This window comes from Sphingomonas sp. LR59 (assembly GCF_036855945.1).
Taxonomy (GTDB): domain Bacteria; phylum Pseudomonadota; class Alphaproteobacteria; order Sphingomonadales; family Sphingomonadaceae; genus Sphingomonas.
On sequence record NZ_JASPFL010000001.1, the window covers coordinates 1,471,352 to 1,492,689 of the forward strand.

General features: G+C 62.7%; 21 protein-coding genes and 1 pseudogene. 11 read left to right on the forward strand and 11 right to left on the reverse strand.

What is annotated here, in order from left to right:
- The first annotated feature begins 178 nt into the window (after positions 1–178).
- The 6 genes from QP164_RS19800 (at position 179) to QP164_RS06650 (ending at position 6,205) form a co-directional block, all read left to right on the forward strand.
- On the forward strand, positions 179–628 hold the full coding sequence (locus tag QP164_RS19800; protein ID WP_443027478.1) for an acid phosphatase: 450 nt from the start codon (positions 179–181) through the stop codon (positions 626–628).
- A gap of 10 nt (positions 629–638) precedes the next feature.
- Entirely contained in the window at positions 639–2,210 is a 1,572-nt protein-coding gene (locus QP164_RS06630) for an alkaline phosphatase D family protein (protein WP_443027424.1), read from the forward strand.
- 380 nt (positions 2,211–2,590) lie between these two features.
- On the forward strand, positions 2,591–3,763 hold the full coding sequence (locus tag QP164_RS06635) for a histidine kinase dimerization/phosphoacceptor domain -containing protein (protein WP_333922621.1): 1,173 nt from the start codon (positions 2,591–2,593) through the stop codon (positions 3,761–3,763).
- Positions 3,720–4,154, forward strand: a complete 435-nt coding sequence (locus QP164_RS06640; RefSeq protein ID WP_333922104.1) for a response regulator — start codon at positions 3,720–3,722, stop codon at positions 4,152–4,154. The genes QP164_RS06635 and QP164_RS06640 overlap by 44 nt, the downstream gene beginning before the upstream one ends.
- A 118-nt stretch (positions 4,155–4,272) precedes the next feature.
- Entirely contained in the window at positions 4,273–5,763 is a 1,491-nt protein-coding gene (locus tag QP164_RS06645) for an HWE histidine kinase domain-containing protein (RefSeq protein WP_333922103.1), read from the forward strand.
- A gap of 91 nt (positions 5,764–5,854) precedes the next feature.
- Positions 5,855–6,205 carry a response regulator gene (locus QP164_RS06650; protein WP_093401120.1) on the forward strand — a complete coding sequence of 117 codons (351 nt, stop codon included), beginning with the start codon at positions 5,855–5,857 and terminating at the stop codon, positions 6,203–6,205.
- Here QP164_RS06650 and QP164_RS06655 read toward each other — a convergent pair.
- Positions 6,171–6,413: a ComEA family DNA-binding protein gene (locus tag QP164_RS06655; RefSeq protein WP_333922622.1), complete on the reverse strand. Its 243-nt coding sequence runs from the start codon at positions 6,411–6,413 to the stop codon at positions 6,171–6,173. The genes QP164_RS06650 and QP164_RS06655 overlap by 35 nt on opposite strands.
- A gap of 202 nt (positions 6,414–6,615) precedes the next feature.
- On the opposite strand from QP164_RS06655, the gene QP164_RS06660 reads away from it, so the two are divergent.
- The 3 genes from QP164_RS06660 to QP164_RS06670 are packed head-to-tail and all read left to right on the forward strand — an operon-like array spanning position 6,616 to position 8,628.
- Positions 6,616–7,587 (forward strand): aminotransferase class V-fold PLP-dependent enzyme, encoded by a 972-nt coding sequence (locus QP164_RS06660; RefSeq protein ID WP_333922623.1) that lies wholly within the window; start codon positions 6,616–6,618, stop codon positions 7,585–7,587.
- A complete protein-coding gene (locus QP164_RS06665; protein ID WP_333922624.1) occupies positions 7,581–8,075 on the forward strand; it encodes a hypothetical protein in 495 nt (164 codons plus the stop codon). Before QP164_RS06660 ends, QP164_RS06665 begins: the two co-directional genes overlap by 7 nt.
- Before the next feature lie 58 nt (positions 8,076–8,133).
- The gene (locus tag QP164_RS06670) at positions 8,134–8,628 is read left to right on the forward strand and encodes a nucleoside deaminase (protein WP_333922625.1); all 495 of its coding nucleotides are present in this window, start codon (positions 8,134–8,136) and stop codon (positions 8,626–8,628) included.
- Between the two features lie 206 nt (positions 8,629–8,834).
- Here the strand turns inward: QP164_RS06670 and QP164_RS19805 are convergent, their stop codons facing one another.
- The 3 genes from QP164_RS19805 to QP164_RS06680 form a co-directional block, all read right to left on the reverse strand.
- Positions 8,835–9,530, reverse strand: a complete 696-nt coding sequence (locus QP164_RS19805; RefSeq protein ID WP_443027425.1) for a J domain-containing protein — start codon at positions 9,528–9,530, stop codon at positions 8,835–8,837.
- A 207-nt stretch (positions 9,531–9,737) separates the two neighbouring features.
- Positions 9,738–11,459, reverse strand: a complete 1,722-nt coding sequence (locus QP164_RS06675) for a DUF885 domain-containing protein (protein ID WP_333922626.1) — start codon at positions 11,457–11,459, stop codon at positions 9,738–9,740.
- 538 nt (positions 11,460–11,997) lie between these two features.
- Positions 11,998–13,521 (reverse strand): PAS domain-containing protein, encoded by a 1,524-nt coding sequence (locus QP164_RS06680; protein WP_333922627.1) that lies wholly within the window; start codon positions 13,519–13,521, stop codon positions 11,998–12,000.
- 235 nt (positions 13,522–13,756) lie between these two features.
- Between QP164_RS06680 and QP164_RS06685 the strand changes: the two genes are divergently transcribed.
- Entirely contained in the window at positions 13,757–14,164 is a 408-nt protein-coding gene (locus QP164_RS06685) for a response regulator (protein ID WP_333922628.1), read from the forward strand.
- A 274-nt stretch (positions 14,165–14,438) separates the two neighbouring features.
- Here the strand turns inward: QP164_RS06685 and QP164_RS06690 are convergent, their stop codons facing one another.
- The 7 genes and pseudogenes from QP164_RS06690 to QP164_RS06720 form a co-directional block, all read right to left on the reverse strand.
- Entirely contained in the window at positions 14,439–16,376 is a 1,938-nt protein-coding gene (locus QP164_RS06690; protein ID WP_333922629.1) for a TonB-dependent receptor, read from the reverse strand.
- A gap of 32 nt (positions 16,377–16,408) precedes the next feature.
- Complete coding sequence (locus tag QP164_RS06695) at positions 16,409–16,801, reverse strand: hypothetical protein (RefSeq protein WP_333924311.1); 393 nt, start codon at positions 16,799–16,801, stop codon at positions 16,409–16,411.
- A complete protein-coding gene (locus QP164_RS06700) occupies positions 16,704–17,606 on the reverse strand; it encodes a FecR family protein (protein WP_333922630.1) in 903 nt (300 codons plus the stop codon). The genes QP164_RS06695 and QP164_RS06700 overlap by 98 nt, the downstream gene beginning before the upstream one ends.
- A gap of 136 nt (positions 17,607–17,742) precedes the next feature.
- Positions 17,743–18,231 carry an RNA polymerase sigma factor gene (locus tag QP164_RS06705; RefSeq protein WP_333922631.1) on the reverse strand — a complete coding sequence of 163 codons (489 nt, stop codon included), beginning with the start codon at positions 18,229–18,231 and terminating at the stop codon, positions 17,743–17,745.
- Positions 18,232–18,614: 383 nt separating this feature from the next.
- Complete coding sequence (locus tag QP164_RS06710) at positions 18,615–19,115, reverse strand: hypothetical protein (RefSeq protein ID WP_333922632.1); 501 nt, start codon at positions 19,113–19,115, stop codon at positions 18,615–18,617.
- 40 nt (positions 19,116–19,155) lie between these two features.
- Positions 19,156–19,847 (reverse strand): annotated as a pseudogene (locus QP164_RS06715) (VIT1/CCC1 transporter family protein).
- Positions 19,844–20,323, reverse strand: a complete 480-nt coding sequence (locus QP164_RS06720) for a DUF3833 family protein (RefSeq protein WP_333922633.1) — start codon at positions 20,321–20,323, stop codon at positions 19,844–19,846. The pseudogene QP164_RS06715 and the gene QP164_RS06720 overlap by 4 nt, the downstream one beginning before the upstream one ends.
- A gap of 368 nt (positions 20,324–20,691) precedes the next feature.
- Here QP164_RS06720 and QP164_RS06725 point away from each other — a divergent pair, with 368 nt between their 5' ends.
- The gene (locus QP164_RS06725; RefSeq protein WP_277984139.1) at positions 20,692–21,222 is read left to right on the forward strand and encodes a thermostable hemolysin; all 531 of its coding nucleotides are present in this window, start codon (positions 20,692–20,694) and stop codon (positions 21,220–21,222) included.
- Positions 21,223–21,338: the final 116 nt, after the last annotated feature.

A 21,338-nucleotide genomic window follows, 5' to 3' on the forward strand; every position in this document is an offset into this window, starting at 1 on the left:
CGCCGACCGCGCGATCTTCAAGGCAACGCGGGCTTTGCAGGGCAGTCCTCGCTGGGCGATGGCGACAAACGACGTGAAGTCCGCCCCCGCCGACCTCTTCCGCGATTTCAACTGCGCCATGGGGATCACGATGACGCCTGAAAACGCGCCACGGACGGCCGCGCTGCTTCGGCGCGCCATGTTCGACACCGGACGACAGACCGGCATCGCGAAGACATTCTACAAGCGGCAGCGCCCGTTCCTGATCGACCGCGGACCGATCTGCCAGCCTGCATCGGAGGTCGCGGACAGCTATGATTATCCGTCGGGCCATACGACCGCCGGCTGGACGATGGCGACGTTGCTCGCGGAGATCGCTCCCGATCGCGCAACCGCGCTGCTCGCGCGTGGTCGGGCGTATGGCGAAAGCCGGATCGTGTGCGGCGTCCACAATGCCAGCGCGGTCGAGGCGGGGCGGCTGTCGGCCTCGTCGACGCTGACCGCCATGCAGGGCGATCCGGCCTTCACCACCGATCTTGCCGCGGCCAGACAGGAGATCGCGGCGCTCCGACAGCCCGGCGCCGCGGCGAAACACGATACGGTCCAGTGCACACGTGAGGCCGCACTCGTCGCCCAGCCCCTCTACTGACGAGACACTCATGACCGACACGACCGGCTCGCGCCTGCTGCTCAATCGCCGCACCATGATCGGTGCCACTGCCGCCATGATCGGCGCACCCGCGATCCTGCGCGCGCAGCAACTCTTCGCCGCCTACCCGTTTCGCCTCGGTATCGCGGCGGGCGATCCAGCCGCGGACGGCTTCGTCATCTGGACCCGCCTCGCCCCCGATCCGCTGGCCGAGCATGGCGGCATGCCGATGCAGCCGGTCGAGGTCGAGTGGCAGGTCGCGACCGATCCGCGCTTTGCGACGCTGGTGGCCGGCGGCAAGGCGCTCGCGCGTCCGGAACTCGCGCACTCGGTCCATGTCGAGGTCGCGGGACTGCAGCCCGATCGCCCCTATTGGTACCGTTTCACGGTCGGCAGCGAGCGCTCGACCGCGGGATGCGCGCGCACCCTGCCGATCGCCGGCGCATCGCTCGACCGGCTACGTTTCGCGGTCGCGGGGTGCCAGAATTACGAGGACGGTCTCTACACCGCCTATCGCCACCTTGCCGCGGACGATCCGGCGTTCGTCTTCCATCACGGCGATTATATCTACGAGGGCCGAAGCGCGCCGATGCCGGTCGGCTATGACGGCAAGCCCCGACGGTTCGTCCGCGAGCATGCCGGGCAGAAGCTGTTCGACCTCGCCGATTATCGCCGTCGCTACGCCCAGTACAAGACCGATCCGGACCTGCAGGCCGCGCATGCCGCAGCCGCATGGTTCGTGACGTTCGACGATCACGAAATCGAGAACAACTGGGTCGGCGAGATCGACCAGGAGAAGGACCCGCCCGAAGTGTTCGCGCTGCGCCGCGCCGCTGCGTTCCAGGCCTATTACGAGCACATGCCGCTGCGCCGATCGGCCTTTCCGGGGCCCGCCGGGATGCAGATCTATCGCCGGGCGACGGTCGGCAATCTGCTCGACCTGCATTTGCTCGACACCCGGCAATTCCGGACCGATCAGCCGTGCGACGACGGCTTCAAGACTCGCTGTGCGGGCTGGGCCGACCCCGCCGCGCAGGTGATGGGACGGACCCAGGAAGCATGGCTCGCCAACGCCCTGAAGCAAAAAAAGGCCCGCTGGAACGCGCTGGCGCAACAGGTGATGATGATGCCGCTCGATCGGCGGACCGGCGACGAACCCGTACCGATCCGCAACATGGACAGCTGGGGCGGCTATGACGCGCCGCGCGAACGCGTGCTAAAGATGGTCGAGGGGCTCGGCAACATGGTCGTGCTGACCGGCGACGAGCATCAGAATTATGCCGGCGTGCTGCGTACCGACGGCGGCCAGGGGGATGCAGTCGCGGTCGAGTTCGTCGGCACATCGATCACCTCGGGCGGCGACGGCGCGGATCGGCGGGTCGGCGAAGATCGCATCCGCGCCCGCAACCCGTTCCTCGCCTGGACCAACGACCGGCGCGGCTATCTGCTGTGCGATGTGAACGCCGACCAGTGGAAGACCAACTTCCGTACCGTCGATACCGTCACGCGGCCCGATGGCGTTATCAAGACGTCTGGTACGGCGATCGTCGAGCATGGCCGTGCCGCAGTGAAAGTGACCTAAACTTGCCCGAGTATGGTGCCAGAAATCGCGATCTGTGCATATACGAAAAACACTGCGTTTGCGCTTCAGTTCTTTAAACGTGCGCTTCAAATGATAAACTGCAGAAACGATGACTGATCGGCTTTCTGCAGTAACTTGACCCACAAGCGGACACTCATAAGCCGTTTTCGCTTTCCCTACTTCTGCCATTCGTTCAGCTTCCAGCCTGCAAGACGGGTCGCCGATTTTCGATCTCAAAGAGGCTTTGTACGCGCAAGCCATGCCGCCCAATGGCAATGCCTTAGTGAGACGAACTCGATCTCTCAGCGGAACGGAAGCCGATCAAAACGATTTAGTCCCGGCACGGAGTTCGGCTGGTCGGCACGCTCCACGGAGGCGTGATGAAGCAGCGGGACGATTGGCATCTGACGGAAGCGCTCGATTACGAGCACGGGCGAGCGGACCCTTTTGCCGCGGCTGTTCGGGCTACCCGAATGCCTATGGTCATCACGGACCCCGCGCAGACCGATAACCCGATCGTCTTCTGCAACGAAGCCTTTCAAACGCTGTCGGGCTATGACCGAAGTGAAATCATTGGCCGTAACTGCCGCTTCCTGCAGGGTCCCGACACCGACCGAGAGCAGGTGGCTAAAGTGCGTCGGGCAATCGACGCCCAGACCGACATTGCCGTGGACCTTCTAAACTATCGAAAGGATGGATCTACGTTCTGGAACGCGTTGTATCTGAGCCCTGTACGCAATGACGCCGGTAAGGTTGTATTCTTCTTCGCCTCCCAGCTTGATGTTACTGACCGCGTCAAAGCGCAGACTATGATTTCAAAGCAGAAGTTATTGGTCGAACAGGAAGTCGAGGCGCGCACGTCAGACCTCGAGGCCGCGTTAGATGCGAAAACTCTGCTGCTTCACGAAGTCGATCACCGGGTAAAGAACAACCTTACGATGATCGGTTCACTTCTGCGTCTGCAGGCGCGCAGCATATCAGACCCGGCCGTTTCATCAAAACTTGAAACTATGCTCGAACGGGTTGATGCGCTGGCGACAGTGCATCGCCGTCTTTATCAGTCGGACGACGTCACCCGGTTCGATGTCGGGGCGTTTACCGAAAATCTAATCAGCGACGTCGTTGGTGCCAGCCGACGCGACGACATCAAGCTTGTTTCGAACATTTCGCAAATAGAGGTGCCGTCCAGTAAGGCGGCATCGCTTGGGTTGATCCTCAACGAAATAGCGACCAACGCCATCAAGCATGCATTTGCCGACGGGCGAGCGGGTACGATTTCCGTCCGCACCGCCCTAGAAGGCAATAATGCCCTGATCGAAATCACCGATGATGGGCATGGGCTTGCCAGCAATGACGTTCAGCCGGACGGCATTGGCAAAATGCTTATTTCCCGCCTCGCCAAGCAAGTCAGGGCCGACGTCGTATGGTCCGACGCCGCCCCGGTGTTCGTGTATCTCTCTCATTCCCGGTGGACGATTAATGAATGCACGTGCCCAACCGCCGTTGAATGTGCTGATCGTCGAGGACGAAGCTCTTTTGGCGATGGATATTGAAGCGATGATCGAAGACGCCGGTCACCGTGTCGTCGGCGAGGCCGCGTCTCTCTACGAAGTTGAAGACCTGGCAAGCGATCTCCATCCGGACTTGGCTTTTGTCGACATACAGCTTGCGAAAGGCACCAGCGGCCTAGATGTCTGTGCACTAATCCGAAAGCGATGGGCGGACGCAATAGTCGTCTTCGTCACTGCAAACCCACTTAAGATCCCAGCCGACTTTGCCGGTGGCCATGGCGTCATACCCAAACCCTTCTCCCGGAATGGTCTGATGTCCGCAATGCGCTACATCGAAGAGGGTGTCTGCGATCCACCGCCCGTATCCCCGCAGCCAGCGAGCTTCATTGCGGCGCCCGCGTTTGCCGCAGAGTGGTCCCAGACCAGTACCTGATTTCCGGGTGATAAGCGACAATCCACGGCCTCACGAAGTGGGACGACAGATGACAGAAGTTATACATAAATTCGATTACGTTGATCCATCAACGTCTTACCGCTAGGACGTTCCCGCTTTGGACCGTCAGCCACTCCCACCTTCGCCTATTCGACCGCACGATGCCTCAAGTGTCGTACGCGAGGCTGTCGATGCCTTTGCGTCCCGCCTCAACGAGCATGACCCCTTCGTTGCGGCGTTCGATCACTGCATTACGCCAATGGTCGTCAGCGATCCAACGCTACCGGATAACCCGCTGGTTTACGTCAATCGTGCGTTCGAGGCTCTGACGGGGTTCTCGGCAGTCGAGGTCGTTGGCCGGAACTGCCGTTTCATGCAGGGACCGTTGACCGATCAGGCTGACGTCCAACGCATGAAGGACGCAATTGCTCTTCGTAAGCCGATCGATATCGACCTCCTGAATCACCGTCGTGATGGCACGCCGTTCTGGAACCGCCTCATGGTCGCGCCCGTGCATGACGCGATCGGCAGCCTACGCTACTTCGTGGCATCCCAGCTCGATGTCACACTCGAGCGGCACGGGCTGTTGCAGTTGGAACGCGACCGCGACACGCTGAGTGCCGAGCTTGCGAAGCGCGAAGTTGCGCTAGCCGAACGAGAGGCCCGCCTGGCACTTGCGCTCGATGCTGGCGGACTGGGCACTTGGACCATCGACCTGCCGGAATGGCGGCTCAGCTACTCGCCAAGTTGCCTGACGAACTTTGGCCGGCCTGTCGGCGAAAAGTTGTCGATGAAAGGTATGCTGGCATGCGTTCATCCAGAGGATCGAGACCTCCTCACGACCTCGCTGAACAACGCTATCGAGCATGGCACGCGGTATAACGTCGAATACCGCATATTGACGCCTGAAGGCGAGCAACGCTGGATCCATTCCCAAGGCTCGCTGCAGCGCCGTGCGGATGGCACGCCGTTGGCGGTTTCGGGCTTTTCGAGCAATGTTTCAGCGCGCAAATTCGCCGAGGAGCAACGTTCGGTTCTGGCCCATGAACTGACACACCGCGTGAAAAACACGCTTGCGACAGTCAGTGCCGTTGTCAGTCAGACGCTACGCGATGCTGCGTCCCTCGCTGAGGCTCGGGATGCGGTATCGGGCCGCATCGCCAGCCTAGCGTCTGCCCACGAACTGCTGCTCAAGGACGAGATCGAAGGCGCGGCGATCGGTGAGATCGTCGAGCGGGTGCTCGCGCCGTTCATGGACAGCAACGGTCGACGGTTTTCCGCTGTCGGCCCGACGATACGGCTGACCCCGGAAGTGACACTTGCGTTGTCGATGGCGCTGCACGAGCTGGCGACCAATGCGATCAAATATGGTGCGCTCTCGGTACCGGAGGGTCAGGTGAGCATACGCTGGGACCTGAACGGCAATGGGACGGAACGTCGACTTACCTTCTCCTGGGCAGAGCAGGATGGTCCTGTCGTTGCCGTGCCTACGCGTATTGGATTTGGTACGCGAATGATTGAGCGTGTCCTGTCACGCCACATCCGCGGCAGGGCGGAAATCCAATATTTGCCGGAAGGTGTTCGCTTCGCAATCGAAGCGCCGATCTAAGCTCTCGATCATGTCTGACATTTATTAACGCCGTGGCGGGCCCATTGCGTGACCACATTGGTTAAGAGCTCAGCTTATCGGGATCTGTCATATGTGCCATGTGCTCGTCATCGAGGATGATTTCCTCATCGCCGATCACATCATTCAGCTGATCGAGCGGGCTGGTGGCACATCCTTTGATCAGGCCGCCTCGCAAGATGAGGCAATCGATGCCGCGAGATTGCGGCCTCCCTCCATCATCATGTCCGACGTCAATCTCTCAGCCGGTACCGGTCCTGCCGCGGTGGAAGCCATCATCTTGGAGCATGGGCCGACGCCCGTGATCTTCGTTACCGGCACGCGCGAAGCATGCCATGTAAGTCGGCCATCGATGATCGTTCTCGACAAACCGATCAACGAACAGGCTCTTATCGCGGCGTTCCAAAGTCTGGCGCCCGCCTGAGCCAGCGATCGCCGACGGTCAGTGAAGCAGTCGCCCCATCGGCCTTACCGGTAAGACCGGGTACTTCATCAAGCTGTCTCAGGTCACTGAACCCGCCACGTTCCTCACGATAGCGGACGATCTCGAACCCGTGCCCCGCTAGCGCCGGGATGGCGTCCAACTCCGCCGCACTCGCCGCGTTGACGTTGATCGGCATCTCGTTCCTCATAGCTCTTCCTCTTTCGTACCCTTGGTGACGGAATGTTGGAAAGGGCTTTGCTATCGATGAGCGCCCTAGCCAGCTAGGCGGAAGGTTTGATTCATGTCCGCCTTCGGCGGATAACTGCTTGTTTGATAAAGAAGATCAACCATCGTGGAGGGGCTTTCCAGTATCCGTGCGTTTCACCCACTCGATCAGGAGAGGGTTCGGCATGGATCAGAAGAGTGCGCCGTTGGCCGATGCGTTGGCGGCGATCGAGAAGAGGCCGGTCATCGGATTTGGAGCGCCGGGCCACAACCAGGGTGCAGCCATTCCTGGCGGGATGAAGGCACTGCTCGGCAAGCGCGTTTTCCAAGCCGACGTGCTGACGCCGAAGGGGCTCGACGACCGTACCGAAGGCAAGCTGGCCCTTCAACGTGCGCACGAGATCGCGGCGGAGGCCTGGAATGCCGACTTCTGCCGGTTTGCAACCGGCGGATCCACCCAGAGTCTTCACACGGTTATGGCCTCGGTCGCCGGACCAGGTGACACCATTCTGGTCGCGGCGAATGCCCACAAGGCCGAGCGTACCTACGCGCTCGCGACGGGGCTCAATGCCGCTATCGTGCCGGTCCAGATCGACGGGGAATGGGACATTGAGCATGGTGTTGAGCCGCAGGCGCTGAACGCCGCCTTGGCGGCCAATCCAACCGCCAAGGCGTTCATCGTCGTCAGCCCAACTTATTACGGCGTGACGAGCGATATCGCGGCACTCGCCACTGTCTGTCACGATCACGGTATTCCCATGATCGTCGATGCCGCTTGGGGTGGTGCGTTCGCATTTTGTGAAGGACTGCCTGACGATCCGCTGACCAAGGGGGCGGATGCCGCCGTCTACAGCGCCCATAAGACGATGGGGGCCCTCGCGCAGGGATCGGTGATCGTCGCCAAGGGCGACCTGATCGATCGCCAGCGATTGTGGATGGCCTATGAGCTGTTCGAGACCACCAGCCCATCGGTACCGATCCTAGCAACGCTTGACGCGACCCGGCGAGATCACGCGTTGAACGGGGAGCAGATGTGGAACGGCGTCATTGCGCTGGCGGAGAAGGTCCGCAGGAAGATTGCCGGTATAGCCCCCTGCGCGTGTTCGGTCATGATCATTTGCCGCCAGATGCCAGTCTGGACGTCACGAAAGTGCTGATCGACGTCTCGGCGCTGAGCGTATCGGGGTATGCTATCGATGACTGGCTCTACAAGCATCACCGGATCAGCATGGGCCTGTCCGACGCCCGGCATATTCTGGCTGTTCTGTCCATGGGCACAACCAGGTCCGATCTCCGCAAGCTCGTCCGTGGTTTGCAGGATCTCGTGAATCAGCTCGGTTCCGATCCCTCCATCCTGCCGGCAATCCCACCTGTGCCCGGGATCGGCACCCTTTCCGTCGACATGGCGATGCCTGGGCCTGCGGCACTCTACGGCTCAGCCGAGATGGTTGCCTACGAGGCGGCGGAGGGAAGGATCGCAGCCGAGATGATCGCGCCCGCGCCGCCCGGCGTACCTCGACTGGTGCCGGGCCAGCGCATCACTGCCGCACACGTCGCATGGCTTGTCGCGAACCGTGATGCCGGGGCTTTCGTGATGGATCCGGTCGATCCCACAGAAGCGACCGTCAGAGTGGTTCAGAGCTGACGCAGCAACCGGATCGACACGCCAAATCTAACAGCAACTGCAATTAGGTGGAAACGCAATGCAGACCGATACCGACGAACACTGGATGCAAATGGCGATAGACGTCGCGCGCTCCAAAGGGTCCGATCCCTCAACCTCCCCGCTTGGATGCGTCATCGTGTTAGACGGGAGGGTGATTGCCGCCGAACGCAATCAGACCAAGGAGTTGCCTGACGCAACCGCTCATGCCGAGATGATGGCGATCCGTCGGGCTTGTGAGCAAACCGGAGAACTGGAGCTGCGCGGAGCGACGTTATACTCGACACTCCAGCCCTGCGGCATGTGTACGATGGCATCGATCTGGTCGAAAGTCGGCCGCGTCGTTTACGGTGCTGGTCGCAACGATGTGCACCCGATGTATTTCGAGGCAAAGCACGTCGACACTCTCGGCTTCATCGGGGACGCCTATCGGGACGATATCGAGATCGAGGGTGGCTGCCTGCGCGACGCGTGCGCTGAACTCTATTACGGTTCCGACGCCGACTTAAATAAAGAGGAACAGGCCAACCTATAAGCACACAGCATGTCATAGGCGACGACTGTTTGCGGCTGTGAGCGCGAGGGTAACGCAAAGCCTCCTCGAAGCAGCCCCGACGACCCAGAAGCAGACGTCCCCGCCCCCTGCCCAACTTCCCAACTACAGACGCTCGTTCATCTCCGCGTTACGACTGCTTTTGGCGCCTGACCCTGCGAATTCGAATGTCGCGGTTGGGCGGTAGTTTAGGAAGCAGGCCGTCCGAGTCCGAGTTTTGTGCCTGATGAGCTGAGGACGCCATTTGCAGGAGGCTTAGGCAAGGGATGAGCGGCGACGCTACGTCGAACCGTAGGTGCCAATCCGGATTCCTCATTCCACAGAACAAGGATTGTAGCGATCGGTGCGGCCGTGAGGATCAGTAGGAAAAGGCCCATCAGCCATTCGTTGGGCTGTAGCGGCTGCGAGAAGCTACCGCTGGGCTGCATCGACGGGCTAGGTCGCATCGGGCGCCTGCCGGCTTTCCTGGGGTGAAACGGACGGTCCCCAGTCGCTCGGTGGGCAGACGGCCTGATCTGCGACCGATCATAGGCGGCGCGTGATTCCTTCTTTCCCAAAACGGAATACGCCTCGTTGATCGCTTTCGCACGAGCAGAAACATCCACACCATGATTGGCATCGGGGTGATATTGACGCAGCAGCGCTTTCCACGCGGCGTGGATAGTGTCGCGACTCGCCGTCGAGGGCACCCCTAAAATAGAATAATAGTCGGGTGAGAGAGCCATCCAGCCGTTACTTGCGGCTAAAACGCGAAAAAGGAAAGTCCGCCCGTCGCGTGATCTAAACTTGGTCTTCTCACAGATCCAAAGGGTGGCTTTAGGGGCCAACAGTCGGATGAAAGCGACATTCAAGCAGCGCCCGCCGCTCCCCGGACGGTCGCTCATTTATCTTCGTCCCGCTCAGCTCAACTGCCACCAGTCACTGTGCCCTATCCAAATTCCGGATTCGGACGGGACAGAACCTCAACGGTGTCGACTGGTTTACCAGGGGGCCGACTGCATAGAACTTACGCTTCGAGTCCGTGCCGCCGTCCCTGCGGACTCAATACGGGCAAGCCTGTTTAGCCGTCAGGGCACGTCGAGCCCGCTTGGCTATCGGGCGGCCGCTCGCTTCGCCGCACCGCCGCCAGCAGCGATCCACTTGTCGATCTTAGCCTCTAGAACCGGCATCGGCAGCGCTCCGGTATCAAGCACCTGCGCATGAAAATCGCGCGGATCGAACTTCGGGCCAAGCATCGCCCGCGCCTTCGCCTTGGTGCGCGCGATCGTCAGCTGGCCGATCTTGTACGCCAGCGCTTGGCCCGGGATAGCAATGTAGCGTTCGACTTCAGCCGTCGCGTCGGTCCGCGCCATTGGCGAATTCGCGAGCATGTAGGTGATTGCCTGATCCCGCGTCCAACCCTTGGCATGGATTCCGCTGTCGACGACCAGCCGCATCGCGCGCAGCATCTCGTCGTTCAGCCCGCCCATCCGCTGATACGGATCGGTTTCCATGCCGAGTTCCTTCCACAGGCTCTCGGCATAGAGCGCCCAGCCCTCGACATAGGCGGTATTGCCGCCGAACCGCATGAACGCGGGCAGCGCGGTGTTCTCCTGCGCGAGGCTGATCTGGAAATGATGCCCCGGCACGCCTTCGTGTAAGAACAGCGTCTCCATTTCCCACATGTAACGCGAGGGCAGGTCGTAGGTGTTGTAGTAGAACACGCCCGGTCGCGACCCGTCGGGCGTGCCGCCGTTGTACGATCCGGCCGCCTCGGTTTTCTCCTTGAACGCCGGGACCGGCCGGATCTCCAGCGTCGTCTTCGGCGTCAGCGAAAATTGCTCGGGGATTAGCTTGGAGATACGCGCCTCGATTCCACGGTAACCGTTGCGCAGCTGGTCCACCGAGCTCGGCTGGAATTGCTTGTTGGTACGCAGGAAGGCGAAGAACGCCGGCAGGTTGCCCTTGAACCCGACCGCCTGTTTCTGCGCTTCCATACCCTTCAGGATGCGCGCGACCTCGGTTAGGCCGAGCTGATGAACCTGCTCCGCGGTCATCGGCAGCGTCGTGTTTTGCCGGATCAGAAAGGTGTAATACGCGTCGCCGCCGGGCAGGGAAGAAAGACCTACCGTGTCGCGCGCGGCGGGCAGATAGACGTTAACGAGGAAATCGCGCATCTGCCGATGCGCAGGTATGATCACGTCGCGAATCTGCGCGGCATAGGCCGCCTTCAGACGCGCCTGGTCCGCTGCGGGGATCGTTGCCGGAAACGTCTTCACTGGGCCGTAGAAGGTCGAGCCCTCGACCCCTTCAGCAATGAGGTTTTCGAACTCCTGGATCATGTTCGTGACGACCAGCTTGGGCTGGACGATCTTGTCCTTCATCCCCTGCCGGAACAGGCCGATCGCGCGGTCGAGGACAACGGCATATTTCGCGTTGCGCTTCAGATTGTTCTCATAGTCGGCGAGCGTCTTGAACGGCGCGGCGCCGTTGCCCGACGCGAAATCAGGATAGAAGGTCTGAAACCCGTTCATATGGTCGATCGGCAGGTCGCGCTGCACCTTCAAGAGCGCGGGCGCAAAACCGGCGAGATCAGTCTCGTTTCGCGTCTTGAAGACGTCATAGGCGATCTGATCTGTCGGGGTCAGCCGGAAACGATCGATTGTGTTCAGGGTCGCGAGGTCATGCTCCACTGCCGCGCGCTCGGCCGCGAGATACCCATCGGTCAGATAGTCGCCGAACTGGTCGGCGTAGCGCAGGTCGCCACGGAAAACCGCCTCGATGGGATGACGCTCCAAGCTCGCCTCATCGCTGTTGTAGAACAGCTGCTTCAAACGCGCGTCGTCTGCGCTCTCACCCGGCTGCACGACCGGCTCGGGTACCGCCTGCCCCTCGCCGCGGCAGTCGCCAGCGTGGTGGACAGTAGAGCGGCGAGCATCAGTTTGACGGACAATATGCGGCTCCTTGGGATGCGACGGTGCGAGGGTTAGGATGCGGCCATAGTTCCCGCAAGCGCGCGAGGGTTAACGCGCGCCGTCAAGTCCAAATGGGCCACTGGAGGTCGGATTACCTCGCTTAACGTCGGGTCGGCAGCGAGGTCATCAAGGCAGGTTCCGCAACGAGAATAGCCGGGGGGCTCAGGCCGGCATTTTGGGCCACTATCCCTTCGGACCGATACTTTGAGAACGTCGAACTGCTCAGATCATAGAGAATTGCGAACAGGACCTAGTTGTGGACGTTCACAGGGCAATCTCTGCTCCCCAACTTCAGCCCTTTGCTCATGTCGAGGCGGGGCTCAAGCGGCGCGCATTCCCCCTGCCTGACGGCACGCCGAATTTCTCGAAAGGGATCAAATTTTGGGAACGCCCGACCTCAATTCCTTTCTTCCGCTCTATCCTGCTGCTCGTTGTCGTTGTCGTTGTCGTTGTCGTTGTCGGCGCTGTCGATCAATGGAGCCACGGCTTCAAATAAGACGCCGCCAGGAAGGTATGAGATACGAGCCGTTCCACCGGTTTCGTGCGCCAAAACACGCTGAATGAGCTGTGTGCCAAAGCTGGTCCTCGTTGGCGGTTCAACCGGTGGGCCTCCTGACTCAATCCAGGTGAGGTGGAGATCATGTGGCTGCCAGCCGTCCATGACCTTCCAGCTCAGATCAATCACGCCCTCGGCGGTCGATAGCGCGCCGTATTTTGCGGCGTTGGTTGCAAGCTCATGGAGGGCAAGGGCGAAGGCGACGACGAGGCGGGGCGGGAGCTGAAGGTCCTCGCCGGAAAGCTTAAACCTCTGCCCGTCTTCCACCCCAAAGGGGGTAAGGGTACGCTCGACCAGCGCACGCAGAGATGTGCTTTCGAACCTGCCACTGATCAGCAAGTCGTTCGCGGCAGACATCGCGTGGATGCGTGCTTCCAGCGTCGTGCCGGCCTCCTGCACAGAGGTCGCCCGGCGCATCGTTTGCGAGACGATCGCCTGCAGGGACGCAAGCGTATTCTTCACCCGGTGGCTTAGCTCATTAGCCAAGAGGGTCCGATGCTCCTCAGCGCGTCTCCGTGCGGTCACGTCCTGGGTCGTCCCGACGAGTGCCAACGGTGTGCCATCGGCGCGGTAGCTCGCCTGTCCCCGGATCTGTACCCAGCGCTCCTCGCCTGCCGGCGTCTGCAAGCGGTACTCAAGGTCCAGCAGCGATCGGTCGCGTATGGCGCGCTCTATGCCGTCGACCTGCATCTGCCGGTCTTCCGGATGGATCGACTCTCGCAGTTCGTCGAGGGTTAGAGGATCGGTTGGGGCACGACCGCATATCCTCTTGCACTCGGCAGATGCCGTCAGCCGGTACGTATCGAGATTGATGCTCCAGGACCCCAGGCGACCGGCATCGAGGGCAAATTGAAGCCGCTGCTCGCTCTCCTGAAGCTCGGCTATCCGGCGCTCTACTTCTGCTTCGAGGGCATCGCGATCGAGCTGAAGATTGACGAGGCGTTCGCGCTCAAGAGTGACGTCGTACTGCGAGGCGAAGAAATAGAGCAGCACCCCGTCGTCGTTAAACACGGGCGAAACCAGCAACCGGTTCCAGAAATGCGTGCCGTCCTTCTTGTAGTTCAGCAGGTCGAGTTCGATCGACTCGCGCGCGCGTATCGCGTCTCGAACGCGGTCGACGTCGGCCGTGTCCGTGTTCGGTCCCTGCAGAAACCGGCAGTTGCGACCCATGATCTCGCTGCGGGCATAACCGGTCAGCTTCCCAAAGGCGTCGTTCACAAACACGATGGGATTGTCGGGCAACCGGGGGTCGGTGATGATCATCGGCATGCGCGTTGCCCGCACGGCCGAGGCAAAAGGGTCAGATCCGCTATCGCCGCGCGTCAGCTCGCGGACGATCCGCGCTTCTTCCTGGATATCTCGCACACGTCACTCCGTTCGCGTGCTCAACGGGCCTTACGACGTTGGACGCTGCGTTTTTTAGTCCTTTAGTGTCAGTAGGCTATGATGGCTATTGTGACAAAACTACTCGGTTAACAGCCTGCAAACGACACTCGGCATGGCCCGTGGATACGGCCATGCCGCAGTCGCATTTTGAGGAAATCGACCAGTAAATCCTCGCGCGCCGCAACTCGGCATATGGCGGGCGAGTTAGGGCTCCATGACCCTTTCAACCGTACCCTACGCCCTCGTTGTCGATGATGATCCGCTCATCATGATGGATACGACTGCCATTCTCGAAGACGCCGGATTCCGCTTCTACGAAGCCATGGACGGCGACGAGGCGAAGCGCGTCTTAGCCACCAACTGGGAGAGTATCGTACTGCTGTTCTCTGACGTCGACATGCCCGGCGAAACCAACGGCTTTGCATTGGCGCGTCATGTCGCCGATCGCTGGCCGGCGATCGAAATCGTCATCGCATCCGGTCATGTTCTGCCAAAAGCGGGCGAGATGCCCGCAAAGGCCACATTCATCTCCAAGCCGTTCAACAAGCAAATGGTGCACAAGCATTTGCGCAACATGCTTCCGGACAACAAATTGCCGGAGCCGCTCAAAAAGGCGGTTTGATCAACTGTACAACTCATTGGCGTAGATGAGCTTGAACGGGACAACCAGCGTAACTCTCTAGCGGACAACGATCGAGCCGATGAGGCTATTGCAAGACCAGGCCTAAAAACGCTCTGCAAGTACGAGGCTGAGAGGCTCAGGCTGCTGTCGAGACCCAAAACCGGTCATTCCCGGCCTGCCTGCGACTGCTCTACTCCGGCCGTTCGTTCATATAGGCGGAGAAGCGGTTCCAGATGCCCCCTGTAAGCAGCAACGTCATTTCAAAGCCCAATCGCTAACCGCAGCGTGATCGTCCGCGGACGCACGGGCACGGTCTGCATCGTGCTGCCGAGAGTAAAGGGTTGCCGAAGCCGAAGCTGTTGCCACGGCTGTCGAGCAGATTGGTGACGTCGACCGACCAGCGCCGTCCGCTGATATCGATCGAGCTACCGGCATCGATCGTCGCATAGCGGCCTGCCGGACGGTCCAGCAACGGATCGAAGCTCAGTCGGGTCCGACCGATATAACGAGCGGCCGCATAGACTTGAGCAGGCAGCCCGCGCACGTCAAAGTTTCGCGAGGCAGCGAGCCTCGCAGATATATCAGGTACTACGGGCAGCCGGCGATCATCGTCATCGACCGTTGCAACCGACGAGGTTGAGGTCAGGCGCGCGCGCTGGAGCGTCATGCTAAAGTCGATTGCGACCGGCGCTAGGTCCAGCCGGCCCCCTAGTTCGAGCCCGTAATTGTTCGCGTTACCTACATCGACCGTCCCGAGCAGGCCGTCCGCGCCGACGGTATCGCTGCGCAAATGCTCCCAGACCGAGCCGAAGACTGCTCCGTGTAGCGCAACAAGGTCTCCGCCCACGCGGATCCGCCACCCCAATTCGAGGCTCTGTAACTCGTCGCCGGGGATGCGGCGATCGGCGATCGGCGCGGTGCGACTGACACCGGCTGGGCGAACAGCACTCGCATAGCGCAGCCACACGAGACCAAGATCGTCACGGTGCCAGCTGAGTGTCGCGCTAGGGGTGACGCCGACCCGCGCGGCGCGTTCGCGGTCGGGGTCGACCTGTTCGAGATGGCTAATGGTCGAAAACGCCCGCAGTCCGAGCTTCAAATCGAGCGTCTGCGTCACTTGCTGCGTGCCCTCGGCGAACAGGGCGGCGTCGATGACATCCTCTTCGTCGCGCCGCGCGGTCACCGCAGGGGATCCGCCGGTGGAGAAGTACCGGCCGTCTAGCCGACTGGTCGAATGCAGGATCGTCGCACCGACGATCCACGGATGGCGCGCGGTCGGGTCGCTGACGCGGATCTCCTGCGACAGGAGTTGTGCCGAGCGATCCTCGATATAGGCCAGCGGCGCCGTCGGGCCGAGCAAGGACGCCAACACGCTGGCATCATAGGTGCTGCCGAATTCTTGGTCGACGAATGCAGTCGTCGCCTGCGCGTCGAGCTTGCCGATCAGCCCCTGGAGGGTGAGCGTTGCCGCAGTGAAGTCATTGTCCTGCGGCTCTGCAATGCGGGTCGCACGCGACAGGCCATCGGTCGCATATTGGCTGTCGCGCGCATCGATCCGCTGCGCGACACCGTCGAGCGTCGCATGCCAGTCGCCGAACGACCATCGCAAAGCGGCGCGGCCGCCGATCCGGCGTGTCCGATTGACGTCTCGGCGGTTGCGTCCGGTGTCGTCGATCCAGCCGGGCATCGTCTCGCTCCAGCCCGACGCGCGCAACGCCAGCGTGCCGGGCAGGATCGGCACATTGACGATGCTCTCGACCGCACCGCCGAGCGAACCGTTGGCGACGCCCGTTCCCTCGATCGCTGCGCTACCGGTGAAGCGATCGAGATCGGGCGCGACCGTGACGATGCGGACGACGCCGCCCAGCGCACCGGTGCCGTAGAGCGTGCCTTGCGGGCCACGCAGCACTTCGACGCGGTCAACGTCGACTAACCGCAGATCGGGATCGGGCGCGGCATAGCCGATCCGCGCGTCGTCGAGATACAGGCTGACCAGTGACTGACTGGTCCCGTTGAACGCGCTGTCGGCGACGCCACGCAGGAAGATGCGGTCGCGACCGGGCCCCAGATTAGTCGAGAACGCGCTGTCAGCGCTTGCCATCACGTCGACCAGTCCCCGGCGCCCGGCGAGACGGCCGAGCACCTGCCCGCCCGCGATGCTGATCGAGGCGGGTAGATCGGAGAGGCGTTCGTCTCGCTTGCTGGCGGTCACGATGATGTCGCCGCTGGCGAGGTCGGGCGGCGTTACGCGGCGGCGGGGCGAACGCGAGATTTTTGCGGAACCGCCTCGACCCGCCATGTGCTTGCGTCGACCCTGACGGCACGCAGCCCGCTGCCGGCCAGCATCCGCCGCATCGCATCGCCGACATCGCGCGCCCGATCGATCCGCCGGACGCGCAGATCGGGAAGCGATCCCGCCATGCCGATCGAAATGCCGCTCTGCCGCGCGAGCGCATCCAGCGCCGATCGCAACGTACCGGCCGGGATCGTCAGCCCCGGGCGTGCCTGCTCAGCGTGGGCCTGCTCAGCATGGGGCGCCTCAGCGTGAAGCGGCGGCGTCCAGATGCACCACGCCGCCGACGCGACGAGCGCGTATCGGCAGGACTGCGCGAAGCTGATCGACGAGCCGCGATCCATCACCAATCGTCAATACCCCGGAAAAACGCAGGTTCGCCGCGGACGGATCGACCATCAGCGGGGCGTCGGCATACCGCGATATGTCGGCGGCAACCAGCGCCAGCGGAGCGCCATCGTAATCGAGCCGTCCATCGGCCCAGTCCGAGACGCGGGCAGGATCGACGGTGCGGCGCTCGGCGATCTGCTTCGACGGCGTGATGTCCAGGTTTTGCCCGGCGTGCAGCATTGTCGTGTCCGCCGCCGACCCACCGATCGGCGTGACGTCCACCGCACCCTCCGCGACCGTGACCGCGACGCGCCCGCGCGCGTTAACGACGTCGAACCGCGTGCCGATATCGCGTATTTCATAGCCGCCGGCGCGCACCATCAGCAGGCGCGAGGGGTCATGGCGCACCGCGAAACTCGCCGCACCGTCCGCAATCTCGATCACCGGGCTCGTCCCGCCGCTGACCGACACGCGAGACCCGCGGTCGACCTGCATGCGGCTGCCATCGGCGAGCGTGACCGCGCGCGTTTCGCCGCGACCGGTCGTGTAGAGCTGTGCCGCCGTATCGGCCGAGGGGACGGCGATCAGCACCGCAAGCCCTGCCGCCAGCGCACCACCAGTGCCGAGCGCAGCCCAGCGCCAGCGCGGCGATCGTGCCGGCGTCGGCGTCTCGGCGACCATGTCGTCGTTCGCGGGCATCGCGGCTGCGATCGCGGCTGCGGCCTCGCCGATCTCGGCGTCCAGCACAGCGATGCTGTCATAGGCGCGGCGATGCGACGGGTCGGCATCGAGCCAGGCACCGAACGCCTCCCAGTCCATCTCCGGCGAGATCGAGCCGGGCGTGCCAGGAGGCCGCGTCGTCGATCGCCGTGCGTATGTCCGTCATGCCGCCCTCCTTTCCCCACCCGAATGATAGACGCCGCCGCATGTATCGGACCGCAGTTGCTTGTCTCGATCAATCATCGAGCGCCTTTCTGAGGTGCCGGAGCGCGACCGCGACGTGTTTTTCGACCGCGCTGCGGGATATGCCCAGTTCGGCGGCGATCTCGGCATGCGATGCGCCGTCGATGCGGTGCCGTCGGAACACGCGCATTGCGCCTTCGGGTGGCCCCGACAGAGCAGCGACGAGCCGGTCGAGCCGCTCGCGCCCCATCGCCGCGTCGAAGGCGGACGGCGCATCGTCGATCGCCTCCGCGCCCATGACCGACGTCGTGACTTCGACATAGCCCGCGTCGCGCCGCTGCCGTCGCCCGCCGGCCCGTACCCGGTCGAGCACGATGTTCATGCCGACGCGGTGCAGATAGGCGAGCGGGTTCGCGATCGGGCCCGTTATGGGCTCGGCCACGTGCAGCCATATTTCCTGCACCACGTCTTCGGCCTCCGCGACGCTTCCCGTTCGCCCGGTGAAGAACCGGACGAGTTGCGGGCGGTTGGCCGCGAGCACCGCGGACAGGCCGGCGGGCGGGATCGGGTCGGCGTCGGCTACGACAGGGCTCCGCGGTTCAGGCGCCGAACCTGGCATTCACCTTGGCGAGCAATCGCTGCACGTCACCCTGGCGCCCGGAATCGGCAATCTCGTGGCATACTGCCCTCGTCCCAACAGGAAGTCGCGTCCGAAATATTGGAAACGATGTCACGCCGCCCGCCGATCGGACGGACCGGCGAGTCATTGCGCTGCCGGACGACGCGCGGCTGCCCGGTGAGCCGGCGGATATCGTGGTGTCCACCGCGCGCGCAAAGGACTGGCTGATGCAGCGCGCCGATCGCAGTAATTGACCCGAACCGCACCTGATCCTTGCAAGTCGCTGACGGCCGATCGCCAGCGTTTCAGGCCAGCAGGAGCAGAAGCGGCAACACTGCTCCCGCCACGAGAACGATCACCGACGTCCGGCGCATCGTCCGATTGGTGAGCGCGATGACGATGCCGAGGATCGCCGACGCCAGCAGTCCGATCGACATCAGTACGACGAAGATCTTCAGGGGCAGCGGCGAGATGGGTGCGAACGGTCGATCCTCCCCGCGCCTTGCAGGGCCGGACAGCGATCCCGACGACATCTCGGTGGAAGGTCGCGACGCCGCCCCGGCGCGCGGTGCCGACGGCGTTAGACTGAGAGGCCCGCCGCGGTTCTCGCGCGGCAGCGACTGGTCCTTGTGCACGCTAGCCATCCAGACGATCCAGCCGGGCGGCGTGCCGCCATAGCCCTTCGCCTCCTGCAGGCGGAATGTCTGGAGCGCACCGCTCAGCGCGAACAATAAGGTCGCGGGCGCGAAGAACATGCCCAAATAGAAATGATACTGGCGGATACGGCGCATCGTCTGGGCTTTCATCGCGGACTCCGGTGGCTGGCCTTGGCATAGGGCATGACGCTCATACGGCAGTGCCGACGAGATGCCCGATCCCGGCGGTCGCCGCCATCGCTGCCGCACCCCAGAGCAGCACGCGGACCGCAGGGCGGAACGGGTGGGCGCCCCTGCCCTCGCGCCCACCACGCCGAGGATCGCGAGACAGACCAGCGTCGCGCCGATCACCACGACCAGCCGGTGCGGCGCCGGGGCGAGGGCCGCGACCGCGAGCGGCACGACCGCGCCGGTGACGAAGCTGATCGCCGAGGCGAACGCCGCCTGGACCGGGCGCGCCATGACGATTTCGGAGATGCCGAGCTCGTCACGCGCGTGGGCGCCGATCGCGTCATGCGCCATCAACTGCTCCGCGACCTGATGCGCGAGCGTCGGATCAAGCCCACGCGCTACATAGATCTGCGCCAGTTCGTCATGCTCGTGCGCCCAGTCGCTGGCGAGTTCGGCATGTTCGCGCGCAAGGTCGGCGGCTTCGCTATCCGCCTGCGAACTGACCGAGACATATTCGCCCGCCGCCATCGACATCGCGCCCGCAACCATCGCTGCCGACCCCGCGACAAGCACCGCGCCGGTGGTCGCACCCGACGCGGCGACGCCCGCGATCAGGCTTGCGGTCGAGACGATCCCGTCGTTCGCGCCGAGCACCGCCGCGCGCAACCAGCCGGTCCGCGAAACGAGATGGCGTTCGCTATGGACGCTCATGGTAACTTCCTAATGGTTTCCTCTAGCGTCGCGACGGTAACGCCCACCTTACGGACGATGAGATGGTTCTGAGCGACCTGCCCATCAGACGACAGCCTCAGCCACTGATCGACGCGCATGCCGCCCTTCATCGGAAATCCGAGATGCAGCCGATTGCCCTCGACCTCCCCCGTTACCGGGCCGGAGGCGTCGGTCAGCGTGCCCTTATAACGCCCGTTGCCGAGCGGCCGGATCCGCCATTGCCGATCACGTGCGGGCTTACCCTGCTGTTCGATGTGCTGGTCGAGCAGCAGGATCCCGTCGGCGCCGACACGACCGATGCTGATCACGTGCGTCGTGGCCGGCGCGTGCAGCACGATCTTAAGCGTGCCGACGCCATCGAGGCGGCCTGCGAAGAAACGCTCTGCGACGAAGCGCGGCGCGGCACCAGAGGTGTTGGCTACGGGTGGAGCGCCCGCACAGGCCGAGACGAGCACGGCGAACGCTATCGCGACGGCTGGCCTCGAGGTCAAGAACGGCATCATCGCAGGGGCTTTCGGCAGGAGCGCGGTGTGGTCGAACGGAACGATTGCAACGTCCGATACTATGCTCAGTGCCAATATCTAAGCTATCGACGACCCTTGCGCCACCACCCGTTCCCTAAACTCAAGTTCATGTTACCGATCTACGCGCGGGAAGCTGATAATGATTATCATTTATTCCTCCGACTTCTTTGAAAGGACGACTAAATCGTCGATTGTCTCCGTTTGCCGACGTCAAATCGTCGTTAACTGAAGTTTTTTGTCAGCGTGGACTGAGGTCGTGACGTGCGGGTGGCGTCCCATCTGCATCTGGGAGGATGCAGATGCACGACGCCGCGCTGATCGCGCTGATCCATGACCGTTACGCCGCCGTACACGGGGCCATCCCTGCGAGCGATTATCCGACCTACCTGACTGTCGGTGCGCCTGATTTGCCGCAAGCGACCCTCGGCTATCGACTGGCCGAAGCCGGCACCCTGTTTCTTGAGGGGTATCTCGACCGCCCAATCGAGGTGCTGTTGACCGAACGGTTCGGGCGACCGGTACCCCGCGCGCGGGTCGTCGAGCTCGGCGACCATGCCTCGCAGCGTCCCGGCGCGACGATAACTCTGTGGCACGAGGCGGCAGCGGCACTCGCCGGTCAGGCGGATGTCGCGGTCGCCGTACTGACCCGGCCGTTGCGGTCGATGTTCGCGCGCCTGGGTCTCGAGTTGATCGAACTCGCACCCGCGCGGATCGAGGCGCTCGGCGCGGCAGGCGAAATCTGGGGGCGCTATTACCAGACCGACCCGGTGGTTTGCGCAGGAGACATCGCCGCCTGTCGCGCCACGCTCGATCGTAGCGCACGCGCATGACGCGGTTGCTGGATGCGATCCGGGGCCATGCCGAGCACCGGCCCGATGCGATCGCAATCGATGGCACGAAACCGGTGACCTGGGCGACACTGGCGCGCACGCTCCCGCTGCTGGCG